The sequence below is a fragment of the Variovorax sp. OK605 genome, assembly GCF_900115445.1.
Lineage (GTDB): Bacteria > Pseudomonadota > Gammaproteobacteria > Burkholderiales > Burkholderiaceae_C > Variovorax.
Genome location: NZ_FOWL01000012.1, coordinates 49425 through 62291 on the forward strand (window position 1 = coordinate 49425; position 12867 = coordinate 62291).

Consider the following 12867-nt stretch of genomic DNA (forward strand, 5'->3'; position numbering starts at 1 on the left):
TGACTGTTGACAATCGTCGCCAAACGAACAGGCCGTGGACGACTCGACCGGCCCTCCGGAATGAACTCTCAACACCGAATCTCCTCTCCAAACCCGGCATCGGCCCCTGGTGGCCGCCAAGCCCTGACGAAGGTGCACCCATGAGCACAGCCGTGCCCACGGGCGACATGGCGACAGCTGGCAACGGTTCCGGCAACGGCCTGCCGCCGATCCTGGAACGCATGCGCGCCCAGCCCAAGCTGCCGATGATCGTCGGCGCCGCGGCCGTGGTGGCCGCGGCGGCCGCGTTCATGCTCTGGAGCCGCGCGCCCGACTACAAGGTGCTCTACACCAATGTGTCGGACCGCGACGGCGGCGCGATCATCGCGTCGCTGCAGCAGATGAACGTGCCCTACAAGTTCGCCGAAGGCGGCGGCGCGATCCTGATCGCGGGCGACAAGGTGGCGGAAACGCGCCTGAAGCTCGCGGCGCAGGGCCTGCCCAAGGCCGGCGGGGTCGGTTTCGAACTGATGGACAACCAGAAGTTCGGCACCAGCCAGTTCGCCGAGCAGGTGAACTACCAGCGCGGCCTCGAAGGCGAGCTGGCGCGCTCCATCGAGTCGATCGGCACCATCGAGGCGGCGCGCGTGCACCTGGCGCTGCCCAAGCCGTCGCTCTTCGTGCGCGAGCAGAAGAAGCCCTCGGCGTCGGTGGTGCTCACGCTCATGCGCGGTCGCAGCATCGACGAAGGCCAGGTCAGCGCCATCGTGCACATGGTGTCCAGCAGCGTGCCCGACCTGGACGCCAAGAGCGTCACGGTGGTCGACCAGCGCGGCAACCTGCTGTCGTCGGCGCGCGGCGCCGACCGCGGCCTGGACGTGAGCCAGCTCAAATATGCGCAGGAGATCGAGGCCGGCTACATCCGCCGCATCGAGGCCATCCTGCAGCCGCTGGTGGGCGCGAGCAACGTGCGCGCCCAGGTGGCGGCCGACATCGACTTCTCGGTGGTCGAGCACACCGACGAGAAATACAAGCCCAACCAGGACCCCTCGCAGGCCGCCGTGCGCAGCCAGCAGAGCAGCGAGTCGGCCCAGCACGGCAGCGGGCCTCCGGGCGGCGTGCCGGGCGCGCTGTCGAACCAGCCGCCGGTGAACCCGACCGCGCCGATCGTCGGCCCGCGCGCCCCGAACGCCCCCGGCACCCCGCCACCCGGAACCCCGGGCGCACCGGGAACGCCCGGTGCCGCTCCCGGCACGACGGCGTCCACGGCCTCGACCGCCGCCACCGGCCCGAGCAGCACCCGCAAGGACACCACCACCAACTACGAACTCGACCGCACCATCCGCCACGTGCAGCAAGCCGCCGGCGGCGTGAAGCGCCTGTCGGTGGCCGTGGTGGTGAACAACCGCGACAGCGTGGACGGTGCCGGCAAGAACACCAGCCGCGCGCTGACGCCGGCCGAGCTCGACCAGATCCGCAACCTCGCGAAGGAAGCCATGGGCTTCAGCCAGGACCGCGGCGACTCGCTCAACGTGGTCAACAGCGCCTTCGCCCGCGACGCCGACAGCGGCCCCGGCCCCGAGGTGCCGTTCTGGAAGGACCGCGAGAACATCGAGATCGGCAAGTCGCTCGGCCAGTACCTGCTGTACGCGCTGCTCGCACTGTTCGCCTGGCTCGCCGTGATCCGTCCGCTGGTGCGCCGCCATGCACCGCCGCCGCCGGCGCCCGCGCTGGCACCGGAACCCGACGAAACCGCCCCCGCCGCCGCGCCGGAAGCCTCGGGCCCGTCGCAGGAAGAAGCCCTGCGTGAACGCGAGGCCAACCGCAAGAAGGCCGACATGGAGTACGCGCAGCAGATCGCCGACAAGGATCCCAAGCTGGTCGCAGCCCTGATCCAACACTGGATGAACAACAATGAACAGTGAATCGGGAACCCGCAAGAGCGCCATCCTGCTGATGGCGCTCGGTGAAGACCGCGCCGCCGCCGCGCTGCACCAGCTGCCCACCTCCGAGGTGCAGGCGCTGGGCCTCGCGATGTCCAAGCTGACCTCGGTCTCCAAGGAAGAGCTGGCCGCCGTGCTGTCGGAGTTCCGCCAGGAAACCGAGCAGCTGTCGGCCCTGCACCTGGGCTCGACCAGCTACATCCGCGCGGTGCTGAAGAAGGCGCTGGGCGAAGACCGCGCCAGCAACCTGCTGGAAGACATCCTGCAGCCCGACGAGCCGCGCGGCGGCATCGAGCGGCTCAACGAGCTGGAAGCCGGCGAAGTGGCCGAGCTCATCCGCGACGAGCATCCGCAGATCCTTGCCACGCTGCTGGTGCACCTGGACCGCATGAAGGCCTCCGAGGTGCTCGAGAAGCTGCCCACGCGCCTGCGCCACGACGTCATCATGCGCGTGGCCACCTTCGGCGGCGTGCAGCCTTCGGCGCTGAACGAACTGACCGACGTGCTCAGCGAGATGCTGGCCGGCCAGGGCCTGCGCCGCAGCCGACTGGGCGGCGTGCGCACGGCGGCGGAAATCGTCAACCTGATGAGCACCACGCAGGAAGAGGAAGCCATCGCCCATGTGCGCGAACAGGACGAGGCGCTGGCCCAGCGCATCGTCGACGAGATGTTCGTGTTCGAGAACCTGCTGGGCCTGGAAGACCGCAGCATCCAGCGCCTGCTCAAGGACATCGAGAGCGACTCGCTCATCATCGCGCTCAAGGGCGCGCCGATGGAGCTGCGCGACAAGTTCCTCAACAACATGTCGCAGCGCGCCGCGGAAACGCTTCGCGAGGACATGGAGCTGCGCGGTCCCGTGCGCGTGTCGCAGGTCGAGACCGAACAGAAGGCGATCCTGCAGGTGGCACGCCGCCTTGCGGAATCCGGCGAAATCGTGATTGCGGCGCCTGGCACCGATGACTTTGTCTGACCCCCGCTCCTACGGCGGTGCCAACGGCACCAACGCCAACGTCAACGACGCCTCGGCGCTCTTCGGCGGCTCGCCGGAACGCCTGGCCGCCATCCACGCCGCGGCCCGCCAGGCCGCGGCCGGCCCCAAGCCCGTGCTGTCTGCCTGGGAACGCTGGGAGATGGGCACGCTCGACGGCAGGCCGCCGTCCGCGAGCCGCAAGGCCGCCAGCGCCGCCCGCACCGCCGTGCCCGTGCCGCCGCCCGCGCCCCCCGCACCGAAGATCGACCTCGCCGAGCTCGCCCGCATCCGCAAGGACGCCCGCGCCGCCGGTGAAGCCGAAGGCCGGGCCGACGGCCTCGCCGAAGGCCGCAAGGCCGGCCACACCGAAGGCCTGGCCACCGGCCTGGCCGCCGCCACCGTGCACGCCGAGCGCCTGCGCGCGCTGACCCGCTCCTTCCCCGACGCCCTGCGCCGGGCCGAAGGCGAGCTGGCCGACACCGTGCTCGCACTGGCACTCGACGTGGCGCGCCAGGTGGTGCACCGCACGCTCACGGCCGAGCCCGCCTGGGTGCTGCCGCTGGTGCGCGACCTGCTGAACACCGAGCCGGCCCTGCGCGGCGAACCGCGCCTGCTGCTGCACCCGGAAGACGTGGCGCTGGTGAAGAACAGCCTGGGCCACGAGATCGAGGCCGCCGGCTGGCAGGTGCGCGCCGACGACACCCTGACGCGCGGCGGCTGCCGCGTGCAGTCCGCCAACGGCGAACTCGACGGCACGCTGGAGACCCGCTGGAAGCGCGTCTCCTCGGCGCTGCGCGACGGCACCGAATCCGCCTGAATTCGCCTGAACCCGCCCAGCCACCCCGGACGCTCCAGACACCCATTTCCCTCCCGATGCAGACCGTCGCCCCCAACCCCCACCTGCAGACCGTGCGCGCCGCGCTCGACAAGGCGCGCGGCAGCGTCGCCCACGTCACCACCACCACTGCCTCGGGCCGCCTCACGCGCGCCGTGGGGCTGGTGCTCGAGGCGGTGGGCCTGCAGCTGCCCGTGGGCAGCGACTGCCTGATCGAACTGCCGGCGGGCAACGCGCAGCGCTACGCCGAGGCCGAAGTGGTCGGCTTCGCCGGCGACCGCCTGTTTTTGATGTCGCAGACCGAAGTGGCCGGCCTGGTGCCCGGCGCGCGCGTGTTCGCGCGGCCCGTCACCATCGAGCCGGGCATGAGCGGCGCGGGCAACGCCCACACCAAGCGCCTGCCCGTGGGCGAAGGCATGCTCGGGCGCGTGGTCGATGCGGCCGGCCGCCCGCTGGACGGGCTCGGCCCGCTGGACATCGCGCGCAAGGTGCCGCTGAGCTCGCCGCCCGTCAACCCGCTCACGCGCGCGCCCATCGACTCGGTGCTCGACGTGGGCGTGCGCGCCATCAACGCCATGCTCACCGTCGGGCGCGGCCAGCGCATGGGCCTGTTCGCCGGCTCCGGCGTGGGCAAGAGCGTGCTGCTGGGCATGATGGCGCGCTACACGAGCGCCGAGGTCATCGTGGTCGGCCTGATCGGCGAACGCGGGCGCGAGGTGAAGGACTTCATCGAGAACACGCTGGGCGAGGAAGGCCTGGCCCGCGCCGTGGTGGTGGCGGCCCCGGCCGACAACTCGCCGCTGCTGCGCCTGCAGGGCGCGGCCTATGCCACCTGCCTGGCCGAGTACTTCCGCGACCTGGGCAAGGACGTGCTGCTCATCATGGACTCGCTCACCCGCTACGCCATGGCGCAGCGCGAGATCGCGCTGGCCGTGGGCGAGCCGCCGGCCACCAAGGGCTATCCGCCGTCGGTGTTCGCCAAGCTGCCCGCGCTGGTGGAACGCGCGGGCAACGGCGCGCGCGACGCACAGGGCCGCGGCGGCTCCATCACCGCCTTCTATACGGTGCTGTCCGAGGGCGACGACCAGCAGGACCCGATTGCCGACTCGGCGCGCGCCATCCTGGACGGCCACGTGGTGCTGTCGCGCACGCTGGCCGAGGCCGGGCACTACCCCGCCATCGACATCGAGGCCTCCATCAGCCGCGCCATGACCGCGCTGATCCCGTCCACGCAGTTCGAAACGGTGCGCCGCTTCAAGCAGATGCTCTCGCGCTACCAGCGCAACCGCGACCTGATCAGCGTCGGCGCCTACGCGCCCGGTCATGACACGCAGCTGGACCAGGCGATTGCGATGTACCCGCGCATCGAGGCCTTCCTGCAGCAGTCGATGCACGAGCCCACGGCCTATGCCGAGGCCATCGCGCAGCTCGAAGGCCTGTTCACGGCCGAGCGCCGCCACTGAGGCGCGCGCCGCCCACCCGATTCCAGAGATACCACGCAAGGATTTCTTCCATGACCCGCAAGCTCCCCCTCGGCATGCTGATCGACCTGGCCCACACGCAGACCGACGACGCGGCGCGCCGCCTCGGCGCGCTGCAGAGCGCGCACCTGAACGCCAACCAGAAGCTCGAGCTGCTGCTGCAGTACCGCCAGGACTACCACGACCAGCTCGACGCGCTGATGCGCGACGGCCTGCCCTCCTCGCAGTGGCGCAACTACCGCAACTTCCTGGGCACGCTGGACGGCGCTATCGAGCAGCAGCGCGCCATTGCCGCGCAGACCGAGACCCGGCTGGACAACGGCCGCGTCGACTGGCAGCAGCAGAAGCGCCGCCTGAGCTCCTTCGACACCCTGGCCGAGCGCGTGCGCGCGCAGGAAACGATGGCCGCGAACAAGCGCGAGCAGCGCGACAGCGACGAACGCGCCGCGCGCAAGTTCTTCGACCGCAGCTCGCACACGACCCTTTGACTTTCCAGGAACCGACATGCCACCCATGATCATGCCCCCCGTCGCGCCGAACGCCGGCGGCCAGGCCGTCTCGCAAGCGGGCGCGCGCAGCCGCAGCGACGCCGACGAAGCGCAGGGCCGCGGCTTCGGCGCGGCCCTGGAGCGCTCGCGCCACGGCAACCGCCAGGAAACGAAGACGGCCGACGCCGCCTCGGGCGCCGCCACCGCCGAGCGCAAGCCCGGGCGCAAGTCCGCCGCCGACGAAGACACGAAAGACGCGCTGCCGCCCGCGCCGAACCTGGCCTTCCTGGCCCCGCCCAACACGCCGCTGCATGCGCTGACCCTCGCGGGCCGCGCCGGTCGCGCCGGTCGCGTGGACGCCCAGGGTGACGGCACGGCCGCGGCCACCGGCGTGGCCACGGCCGCTGGCGCTGGCGCCGCCACCGACATCCCGGCCGACCCGGCCCTGCAGGACGCCCTCGCCAAGCTGATGCCCGACGCGGCAGCCGCAGGGGCCGGCGCCACGGCCGCCGACGCCAAGGCCGCGCCCGACGCCGCGCTCGCGGCCAAGGACGGCACCCGGCCGGCCGCCGCCAGGCCCGACCTCCCGAGCGCCGCCAATGCGGACACCACCGCTGCCACGGCCACTGCGCCGATCGCCGCGCTGCAGGACGTGGTGCGCGCCGCCGTCGCCGCACAGACCGCCGGCGTGGCCAACCGGCCTGCCGCCGCGTCCGCCGGCCCGGCCACCGGCACCGCCGCCAGCGGCCGTGCCGCGCCGCGCGCCGTGAGCGCCACCACGGCCGAGCAGCTCGCGAGCGCCGCCCAGTCCAAGCCCGCCGACGACACCGGCGCATCGGTCACCGCCGCCGCCGTGCCGGCCACCACGGCCGCCCAGCCCGGCGCCAACGAAACCGGCACGCAGGACACGGCCACGCCGTTCGTGCTGCAGCAGGCCGGCGCCACCGCCGCGCCGGCGGACCGCACCACCGAAACCGCCGCCGCCCGCACGCCGGTGCACACCGTCGCGCCCGAAGTCGGCAGCGACAAGTGGGCGCCTGCTCTCGGCCAGCAGCTGGCCCGCATGAGCACCAGCGGCCAGCACACGGCCGAACTCAGCCTCAACCCCGCCGGCCTCGGCCCGCTGAAGGTCACGCTGTCGCTGGGCGACAACCAGGCCCAGGCGATGTTCGTGTCGGCCCACGAGAGCGTGCGCAAGGCCGTCGAGGCCGCGCTGCCGCAGCTGCGCACCTCGCTGTCGGAACAGGGCATCACCCTGGGCCAGGCCTCGGTCGGCGCGGACACGCGCCAGCCCTTCGGCAACGACGCCGCCTTCGCGCAGCAGCAACAGCAGCAAAACGGCGGCCGCCAGCAGGCCTCGAGCTACCCCGGCGCCGGCCGCACCGCGCCCGCCGCGCAGGCCGCCCCCGTGGCGCCCGTGCGCCAGAGCACTGCCGGCACCGCGGGCGCGGGGGTCGACACCTTCGCCTGACGCCGCCGGGCCACGGCCCCTCTTCCCCTCTCGGGCGCCCCGACGGCGCCCGGCAATGAACGGATATGACACGCCTTTGTGCGCTTGTTCGGCCGTTCGTCAGAGAGGGACTTCGCAAAGAATAGACCGGACCCCTCCAACCGCTCCACCATGGCTACCTCCTCTCCTGCAGCAACCGCCCTCCCCGGCGCGCCAGCCTCCAAGCGCTCGTCGAAGCTCGTGATCGGGCTCATCGTCGCCGTCGGCCTCGCCGCCGCCGGCGCGGCCGCGTACACCTTCGTTCCCCGCTTCATGAACGCGGCCTCCGCGCCTGAAACGGCGAAGGCGCCCGTGCCTGAAAAGCCGATCTTCCTGGCGCTCGAGCCGCTGACCGTCAACCTGCAGTCCGAAGGCCGCCCGCGCTTCCTGCAGGTCGGCATGGCGCTGCGCGTGCCCGACGAACACACCAAGGCGCAGATCGTCGAGTTCATGCCCGAGCTGCGCAGCCGCCTGCTGATGCTGCTTTCGAACCGCGTCCCCGACACCCTGGTCACGCCGGAAGGCAAGGCCAAGCTGGCCGAGGAAATCCGCACGACGCTGAACGCGCCGCTGGCGGCCGGCCAGGCGCCCCTGGGCATCTCCAACGTGTCGTTCAACACCTTCGTGGTGCAGTGACCTTCTCCTTCGGACCAGCGACCCATGGCCTATGAACAGGTGCTTTCCCAGGACGAGGTCGATGCGCTCCTGCAGGGCGTCACCGGCGGGGACATCGACCAGACGGCCGCGCCCGTGCCTCCCAAGGACGGCCTGCCGGCGTACGACCTCGGCGCGCCCGACCGCGTGGTGCGCAACCGCATGCACACGCTGGAGGTCATCAACGACCGCTTCGCGCGCGGCCTGCGCAGCGCGCTGCTGAACTTCATGCGCCGCAGCCCCGACATCTCGGTGGGGCCGGTCCAGATCCAGCAGTACGGCGAGTTCGTGCGGCACCTGCCGGTGCCCGCGAACATCAACATGATCCACCTGAAGCCGCTGCGCGGCACGGCCCTCTTCGTGTTCGACCCGAAGCTGGTGTTCCTGGTGGTGGACAACCTCTTCGGCAGCGACGGGCGCTACCACGTGCGCGTGGAAGGCCGCGACTTCACGCGCACCGAGCAGCGCATCATCAAGCGCCTGCTCGACCTGTCGCTGCAGTGCTACGGCGACGCGTGGCAGCCGGTGTTCCCGCTGGACTTCGACTACGTGCGCGCCGAGATGCACGGCAAGCTCGCCAACATCGTGGCGCCCAACGAGGTGGTGATCAACACCACGCTGCAGATCGAGTTCGGCCCCATCGGCGGCTTCCTGCACGTGTGCCTGCCCTACTCGATGATCGAGCCGATCCGCGACCTGCTGTCCAACCCGATCCAGGACGAGGTCGAGGTCGACAAGCGCTGGGTGAAACAGATGTCGCGCCAGATGCAGGCCGCCGACGTCGAGCTCATCGCCGACTTCGTGACCATGCCTTCCACGCTCGGCGAGGTGATGAAGATGCAGGTCGGCGACGTGATCCCCATCGAGTTGCCCACGACGGTCGTCGCCAAGGTCGGCGGCGTGCCGGTGATGGATTGCGGCTACGGCACCTCCAACGAGCGCTACGCCCTGCGCGTGCAACAAATGATCTCCCATCAAGACAGCGATTTGAAGAACGACCATGACTGACAACACCTCTTCCGCCAGCAGCGACGCGGACGACTGGGCCAGCGCGCTGGCCGAGCAGACCGCAGCCACCCCTCCCGCCGTGCCCGAACCCGCCGTGGCGCCCGCCACCGCGCAGGTCTTCCAGCAGATCCACGAAGCGGCCGCGCCCTCGACCACCACGCCCGTGGACATCGCGCGCGTGCTCGACGTGCCCGTGCAGCTCACCGCCGAGATCGGCCGCACCCGCATCACCATCAAGAACCTGCTGCAGCTGTCGCAGGGCTCGGTGGTCGAGCTCGACGGGCTGGCCGGCCAGCCGCTGGACGTGCTGATCAACGGCTACCTCATCGCCCAGGGCGAAGTGGTGGTGGTGAACGAGAAGTACGGCATCCGCCTGACCGACATCGTCACCCCGTCCGAGCGCATGCAGAAGCTCGCACGCACATGAGCCTGCGCCGCCAACTGCTCGCGGGGGCGGCGCTGCTGCCCGCGCTCTGGGCGCAGGCGGTGCACACGGCCCATGCCGCGCTGCCCACCGTGCCCACGCCCGTGCACGAGGCGGCGCCCGCCGCTTCCGGCGCGTCCAGCCTGCTGCAGGCCGGCTTCGGCATGGCGGTGGTGGTCGGCCTGATCTTCGGTTGCGCCTGGCTGGCACGCCGCTTCGGGCTGCAGCGCCTGGGCAGCGGCAACGTGGTGAAGGTGGTGTCCAGCGCCAACGTCGGCCAGCGCGAACGCGTGGTCGTGGTGGAAGTGGGCGACACCTGGCTGGTGCTGGGCGTCACGCCGAGCCAGGTCAACACGCTGCACACGCTGCCGGCCCAGGCCTCATCGGCACCGTCCGCGGCGCCCACCGCTCAGGCCGGCTCGCCCGCCTTCAACAACACCGTCGAACTCTTTGCCCGGAAACTGCGCGAGTCGCTCTCGGGCAAGTCGCATCCCGCCCCATGACGCACCCCGCATTGCGCCGCGGCCTGCGTGCCGCGCTGCTGCTTGCCGCCGCCGCGCTGCCCGCCGTGGCCTGGACCCAGGGCCTGCCCGGCCTCACCAGCACGCCCGGCCCCGGCGGCAGCCAGACCTGGTCGCTGAGCGTGCAGACCATGGTGCTGCTGACCTCGCTCACCTTCCTGCCCGCGCTGCTGCTGTCGATGACCAGCTTCACGCGCATCCTGATCGTGCTGGGCATGCTGCGCACCGCCATCGGCACGCAGACCTCGCCGCCCAACCAGATCCTGGTGGGACTGTCGCTGTTCCTCACCTTCTTCGTGATGTCGCCGGTGCTGGACAAGGCCTACACCGACGCCTACGTGCCCTTCTCCGAGAACAAGATCAGCGCCGAGAAGGCGATGGAGCGCGGCATCGCGCCCTTCAAGAACTTCATGCTCAAGCAGACCCGCGAGAGCGACCTGGCCCTGTTCGCCAAGCTCGCCAAGGCGCCCGACATGCAGGGCCCCGAAGACGTGCCGCTGCGCATCCTGCTGCCCTCGTTCGTCATCAGCGAGCTGAAGACGGCGTTCCAGATCGGCTTCACCATCTTCATACCGTTCCTCATCATCGACCTGGTGGTGGCGAGCGTGCTCATGTCCATGGGCATGATGATGGTGCCGCCCGCCTCCATTGCGCTGCCCTTCAAGCTGATGCTGTTCGTGCTGGCCGACGGCTGGCAGCTGCTCATCGGCGCGCTCACGCAGAGCTTCTACCTTTAGGTACGCAGAGATGAATCCCGAATCCGTCATGACCATGGGCCACCGGGCCATGGAGATCTCGCTGCTGCTGGGCGCGCCGCTGCTGCTGGTGGCGCTGGTGATCGGTTTGATCGTCAGCATCTTCCAGGCGGCCACGCAGATCAACGAGTCCACGCTGTCCTTCATTCCCAAGCTGCTCGCGGTGTTCGCGACGCTGGTCGTGGCCGGCCCCTGGATGCTCGACCGCATGCTCGACTACATGCGCGCGCTGTTCGCAGGCATTCCGCAGCTGCTGGCGTGACGCCTTCGATCTTCTCGGTCACCTCGGGCCAGCTCGAGGGCTGGATGGTCGCCTTCCTGTGGCCGTTCGTGCGCATGCTGGCGCTGATCAGCACCGCGCCCATCTTCTCCGAGGCCTGGGTGCCGCGGCCGGTGAAGGTGGCCATGGCCGCCATGCTCACCTTCGTGATAGCGCCCACCCTCGGGCCGTTTCCCGAGGTTCCGGTGGTCTCCGCCGGCGGCGCGTGGATCATCGTGCAGCAGGTGCTCATCGGCGCGGCCATGGGCTTCTCGATGAAGCTGGTGTTCGCCGCCGTGCTGGCCGCGGGCGAATACATCGGCCTGCAGATGGGCCTTTCGTTCGCGTCCTTCTTCGATCCCATGAGCCATGGCAGCACCATGGTGGTGGCGCGCCTGCTGAACATGCTGGCCACGCTGATCTTTCTCTCGCTCGACGGGCACCTGCTGATGGTGAACGCGCTGACCGAGAGCTTCCAGACCCTGCCCATCGCCACGGCGCCGCTGGCCTCCGGCGGCTGGATGTTCCTGGTGCTCACCGGCGGCGAGATCTTTTCCAGCGGGCTGATGCTGGCGCTGCCGCTCATCACCGCGCTGCTCACGCTGAACCTGGCCATGGGCATCCTGAACCGCGCCTCGCCGCAGTTCAGCATCTTCGCCGTGGGCTTTCCGCTCACGCTGCTGGCCGGCATCTTCATGCTGCAGCTGCTGATGCCGAACCTGGCGGCGTTCCTCGAACCGCGCTTCGCGGAGTCGATCTCGAACATGCTGCGGTTCACGCAGGGCTTGCGTTCGTAGAACTGCACGGCCCTGCTCCCTTCTCTTTCTCTCTTTTTTTCTTACAGGTAGTTGAACAGCGAGATGCTGTTCAGCCGCGCGAAGGTCATCTGCGTGGCCTGCAGCGACGACTGGCGCTGGTAGAACTCCGCGATCGCGCTGTACGGGTCCAGGTCCTGGATGCTGGAGAGGTAGCTTTCCTCCTGCAGCTTGCTGTCCGAGCCGCTGCTGTCCAGCGCGTCGATTTCGCTCTGGCGCGAGCCCACCGACGACAGCACCGTCAGCACGTTGTCGTGCGCGTTGGTGACCTTCACGTTGGCGGTGCTCAGGGCGTTCTGCAGCTGGGCCTTGGCGGCGTCGCCGCCGCCGGTCAGCGGGGTGCGCAGGGCCGTCACCAGCTTGCCGATGGCCTCGAACACGTCGGTGCCCGCGTTCTTGGCGGTCGACACGTCGAAGCTGTCGCCGCTGGCCGGCGTGCCGGTGACGCTCAGCTGCACGCCGCCAAACGAGATGGGCTCGCCCGCCGTGAAGGCGCCGGTCGCGGCCACCACGGGCGGCGTGTCCTTGGTGCTCACGGTGTAGTTGCCGCCAGCGAAGCTGATGGTGAAGTCCTTGCCGTAGTTGGCGGCGGTGGAATCCTTCACGCTGACCGGGCCGAACACGCCGGTACCGGTGTTGGTGGACGAGGTGGAAGTCACGTAGCCCGCGCCGCCCTGCACCGACTGGAACACGCTGCGGCCGTCGTCCGAGGTGGACAGCTGGCGCGCCACGTCGACCTGCATCAGGCGCTGGCCCTGGTCGCCCACGTACTGCACGCCGCCGCCGGTGGTGGCCACGAACGGCGGGCTGCCGCTCTTGAAGCCCGCGAACAGGTACTGGCCGTTGCCGTCGTCGGAGTTGGCCACGCCCACGAGCTGGTCCAGCCCGCTCTGGATGGTGGTGGCGATCGAGGCGCGGTCGGCGTCCGTCAGCGTGCCGTTGCCGGCGGCCACGGTCAGCGTCTTGATGTTCTGCAGGATCGAGGTGACCGAGTTGAGCGCGTTCTCTTCGGTGGACAGCGACAGCGACGCGCGCTGGCGGCTGGTGGCGTACTGCGCGGTTTCCGACAGCGTCTGGCTGACGCCGAGCGCGCGGGCCGCGGCCACCGGGTCGTCGCCGGCCGTGAGGAACTTGGAATTCGTGGCCAGCTGCTGCTGGACGCGGAACAGCTTCTGCTGCTGCTGGCCCATCGAGACGACGTTCTGGTCGTAGAAGGAAGCGGTGCTGATGCGCATGGGGTTTGCCT

At 70.3% G+C, this 12867-nt stretch carries 14 protein-coding genes; 13 read left to right on the forward strand and 1 reads right to left on the reverse strand.

Annotated elements, in window-relative coordinates; genetic code table 11:
- Positions 1–140 precede the first annotated feature (140 nt).
- The 13 genes from fliF to fliR all read left to right on the forward strand — a co-directional run bounded on the left by fliF (position 141) and on the right by fliR (position 11603).
- Positions 141–1904, forward strand: coding sequence for a flagellar basal-body MS-ring/collar protein FliF (fliF, locus tag BM013_RS27875; RefSeq protein WP_093131134.1), 1764 nt, complete (start codon positions 141–143; stop codon positions 1902–1904).
- Positions 1894–2892: a flagellar motor switch protein FliG gene (gene fliG, locus BM013_RS27880; RefSeq protein ID WP_093131136.1), complete on the forward strand. Its 999-nt coding sequence runs from the start codon at positions 1894–1896 to the stop codon at positions 2890–2892. The genes fliF and fliG overlap by 11 nt, the downstream gene beginning before the upstream one ends.
- Positions 2879–3709, forward strand: a complete 831-nt coding sequence (fliH, locus tag BM013_RS27885; protein ID WP_093131138.1) for a flagellar assembly protein FliH — start codon at positions 2879–2881, stop codon at positions 3707–3709. The genes fliG and fliH overlap by 14 nt, the downstream gene beginning before the upstream one ends.
- A 56-nt stretch (positions 3710–3765) precedes the next feature.
- Positions 3766–5190: a flagellar protein export ATPase FliI gene (fliI, locus tag BM013_RS27890; protein ID WP_093131140.1), complete on the forward strand. Its 1425-nt coding sequence runs from the start codon at positions 3766–3768 to the stop codon at positions 5188–5190.
- Between the two features lie 50 nt (positions 5191–5240).
- Positions 5241–5696: a flagellar export protein FliJ gene (gene fliJ / locus BM013_RS27895; protein WP_093131142.1), complete on the forward strand. Its 456-nt coding sequence runs from the start codon at positions 5241–5243 to the stop codon at positions 5694–5696.
- 25 nt (positions 5697–5721) lie between these two features.
- Positions 5722–7167, forward strand: coding sequence for a flagellar hook-length control protein FliK (locus BM013_RS27900; RefSeq protein ID WP_093131144.1), 1446 nt, complete (start codon positions 5722–5724; stop codon positions 7165–7167).
- Between the two features lie 150 nt (positions 7168–7317).
- A complete protein-coding gene (fliL, locus tag BM013_RS27905) occupies positions 7318–7821 on the forward strand; it encodes a flagellar basal body-associated protein FliL (protein WP_093131146.1) in 504 nt (167 codons plus the stop codon).
- A 24-nt stretch (positions 7822–7845) separates the two neighbouring features.
- Entirely contained in the window at positions 7846–8847 is a 1002-nt protein-coding gene (gene fliM / locus BM013_RS27910) for a flagellar motor switch protein FliM (protein ID WP_093131148.1), read from the forward strand.
- Entirely contained in the window at positions 8840–9274 is a 435-nt protein-coding gene (gene fliN, locus BM013_RS27915; RefSeq protein ID WP_093131150.1) for a flagellar motor switch protein FliN, read from the forward strand. The genes fliM and fliN overlap by 8 nt, the downstream gene beginning before the upstream one ends.
- Entirely contained in the window at positions 9271–9774 is a 504-nt protein-coding gene (gene fliO / locus BM013_RS27920) for a flagellar biosynthetic protein FliO (RefSeq protein WP_093131152.1), read from the forward strand. Before fliN ends, fliO begins: the two co-directional genes overlap by 4 nt.
- Positions 9771–10529: a flagellar type III secretion system pore protein FliP gene (fliP, locus tag BM013_RS27925; RefSeq protein ID WP_093131154.1), complete on the forward strand. Its 759-nt coding sequence runs from the start codon at positions 9771–9773 to the stop codon at positions 10527–10529. The genes fliO and fliP overlap by 4 nt, the downstream gene beginning before the upstream one ends.
- A 10-nt stretch (positions 10530–10539) precedes the next feature.
- A complete protein-coding gene (gene fliQ / locus BM013_RS27930) occupies positions 10540–10809 on the forward strand; it encodes a flagellar biosynthesis protein FliQ (protein WP_093131156.1) in 270 nt (89 codons plus the stop codon).
- 8 nt (positions 10810–10817) lie between these two features.
- On the forward strand, positions 10818–11603 hold the full coding sequence (gene fliR, locus BM013_RS27935) for a flagellar biosynthetic protein FliR (RefSeq protein ID WP_371271224.1): 786 nt from the start codon (positions 10818–10820) through the stop codon (positions 11601–11603).
- A 41-nt stretch (positions 11604–11644) separates the two neighbouring features.
- On the opposite strand, the gene flgL is transcribed toward fliR, so the two are convergent.
- The gene (flgL, locus tag BM013_RS27940; RefSeq protein ID WP_093131158.1) at positions 11645–12856 is read right to left on the reverse strand and encodes a flagellar hook-associated protein FlgL; all 1212 of its coding nucleotides are present in this window, start codon (positions 12854–12856) and stop codon (positions 11645–11647) included.
- Between the last annotated feature and the right edge of the window lie 11 nt (positions 12857–12867).

Excerpts from the sequence above, each read along its gene's own strand:
- BM013_RS27900 (WP_093131144.1), top strand. The coding sequence starts at position 5,722 with ATGATCATGCCCCCCGTCGCGCCGAACGCCGGCGGCCAGGCCGTCTCG.
- fliI (WP_093131140.1), top strand. The coding sequence starts at position 3,766 with ATGCAGACCGTCGCCCCCAACCCCCACCTGCAGACCGTGCGCGCCGCG.
- fliO (WP_093131152.1), top strand. The coding sequence starts at position 9,271 with ATGAGCCTGCGCCGCCAACTGCTCGCGGGGGCGGCGCTGCTGCCCGCG.
- fliL (WP_093131146.1), top strand. The coding sequence starts at position 7,318 with ATGGCTACCTCCTCTCCTGCAGCAACCGCCCTCCCCGGCGCGCCAGCC.
- fliN (WP_093131150.1), top strand. The coding sequence starts at position 8,840 with ATGACTGACAACACCTCTTCCGCCAGCAGCGACGCGGACGACTGGGCC.
- fliP (WP_093131154.1), top strand. The coding sequence starts at position 9,771 with ATGACGCACCCCGCATTGCGCCGCGGCCTGCGTGCCGCGCTGCTGCTT.
- fliF (WP_093131134.1), top strand. The coding sequence starts at position 141 with ATGAGCACAGCCGTGCCCACGGGCGACATGGCGACAGCTGGCAACGGT.
- fliJ (WP_093131142.1), top strand. The coding sequence starts at position 5,241 with ATGACCCGCAAGCTCCCCCTCGGCATGCTGATCGACCTGGCCCACACG.
- fliM (WP_093131148.1), top strand. The coding sequence starts at position 7,846 with ATGGCCTATGAACAGGTGCTTTCCCAGGACGAGGTCGATGCGCTCCTG.
- fliG (WP_093131136.1), top strand. The coding sequence starts at position 1,894 with ATGAACAGTGAATCGGGAACCCGCAAGAGCGCCATCCTGCTGATGGCG.
- flgL (WP_093131158.1), bottom strand. The coding sequence starts at position 12,856 with ATGCGCATCAGCACCGCTTCCTTCTACGACCAGAACGTCGTCTCGATG.
- fliH (WP_093131138.1), top strand. The coding sequence starts at position 2,879 with ATGACTTTGTCTGACCCCCGCTCCTACGGCGGTGCCAACGGCACCAAC.
- fliQ (WP_093131156.1), top strand. The coding sequence starts at position 10,540 with ATGAATCCCGAATCCGTCATGACCATGGGCCACCGGGCCATGGAGATC.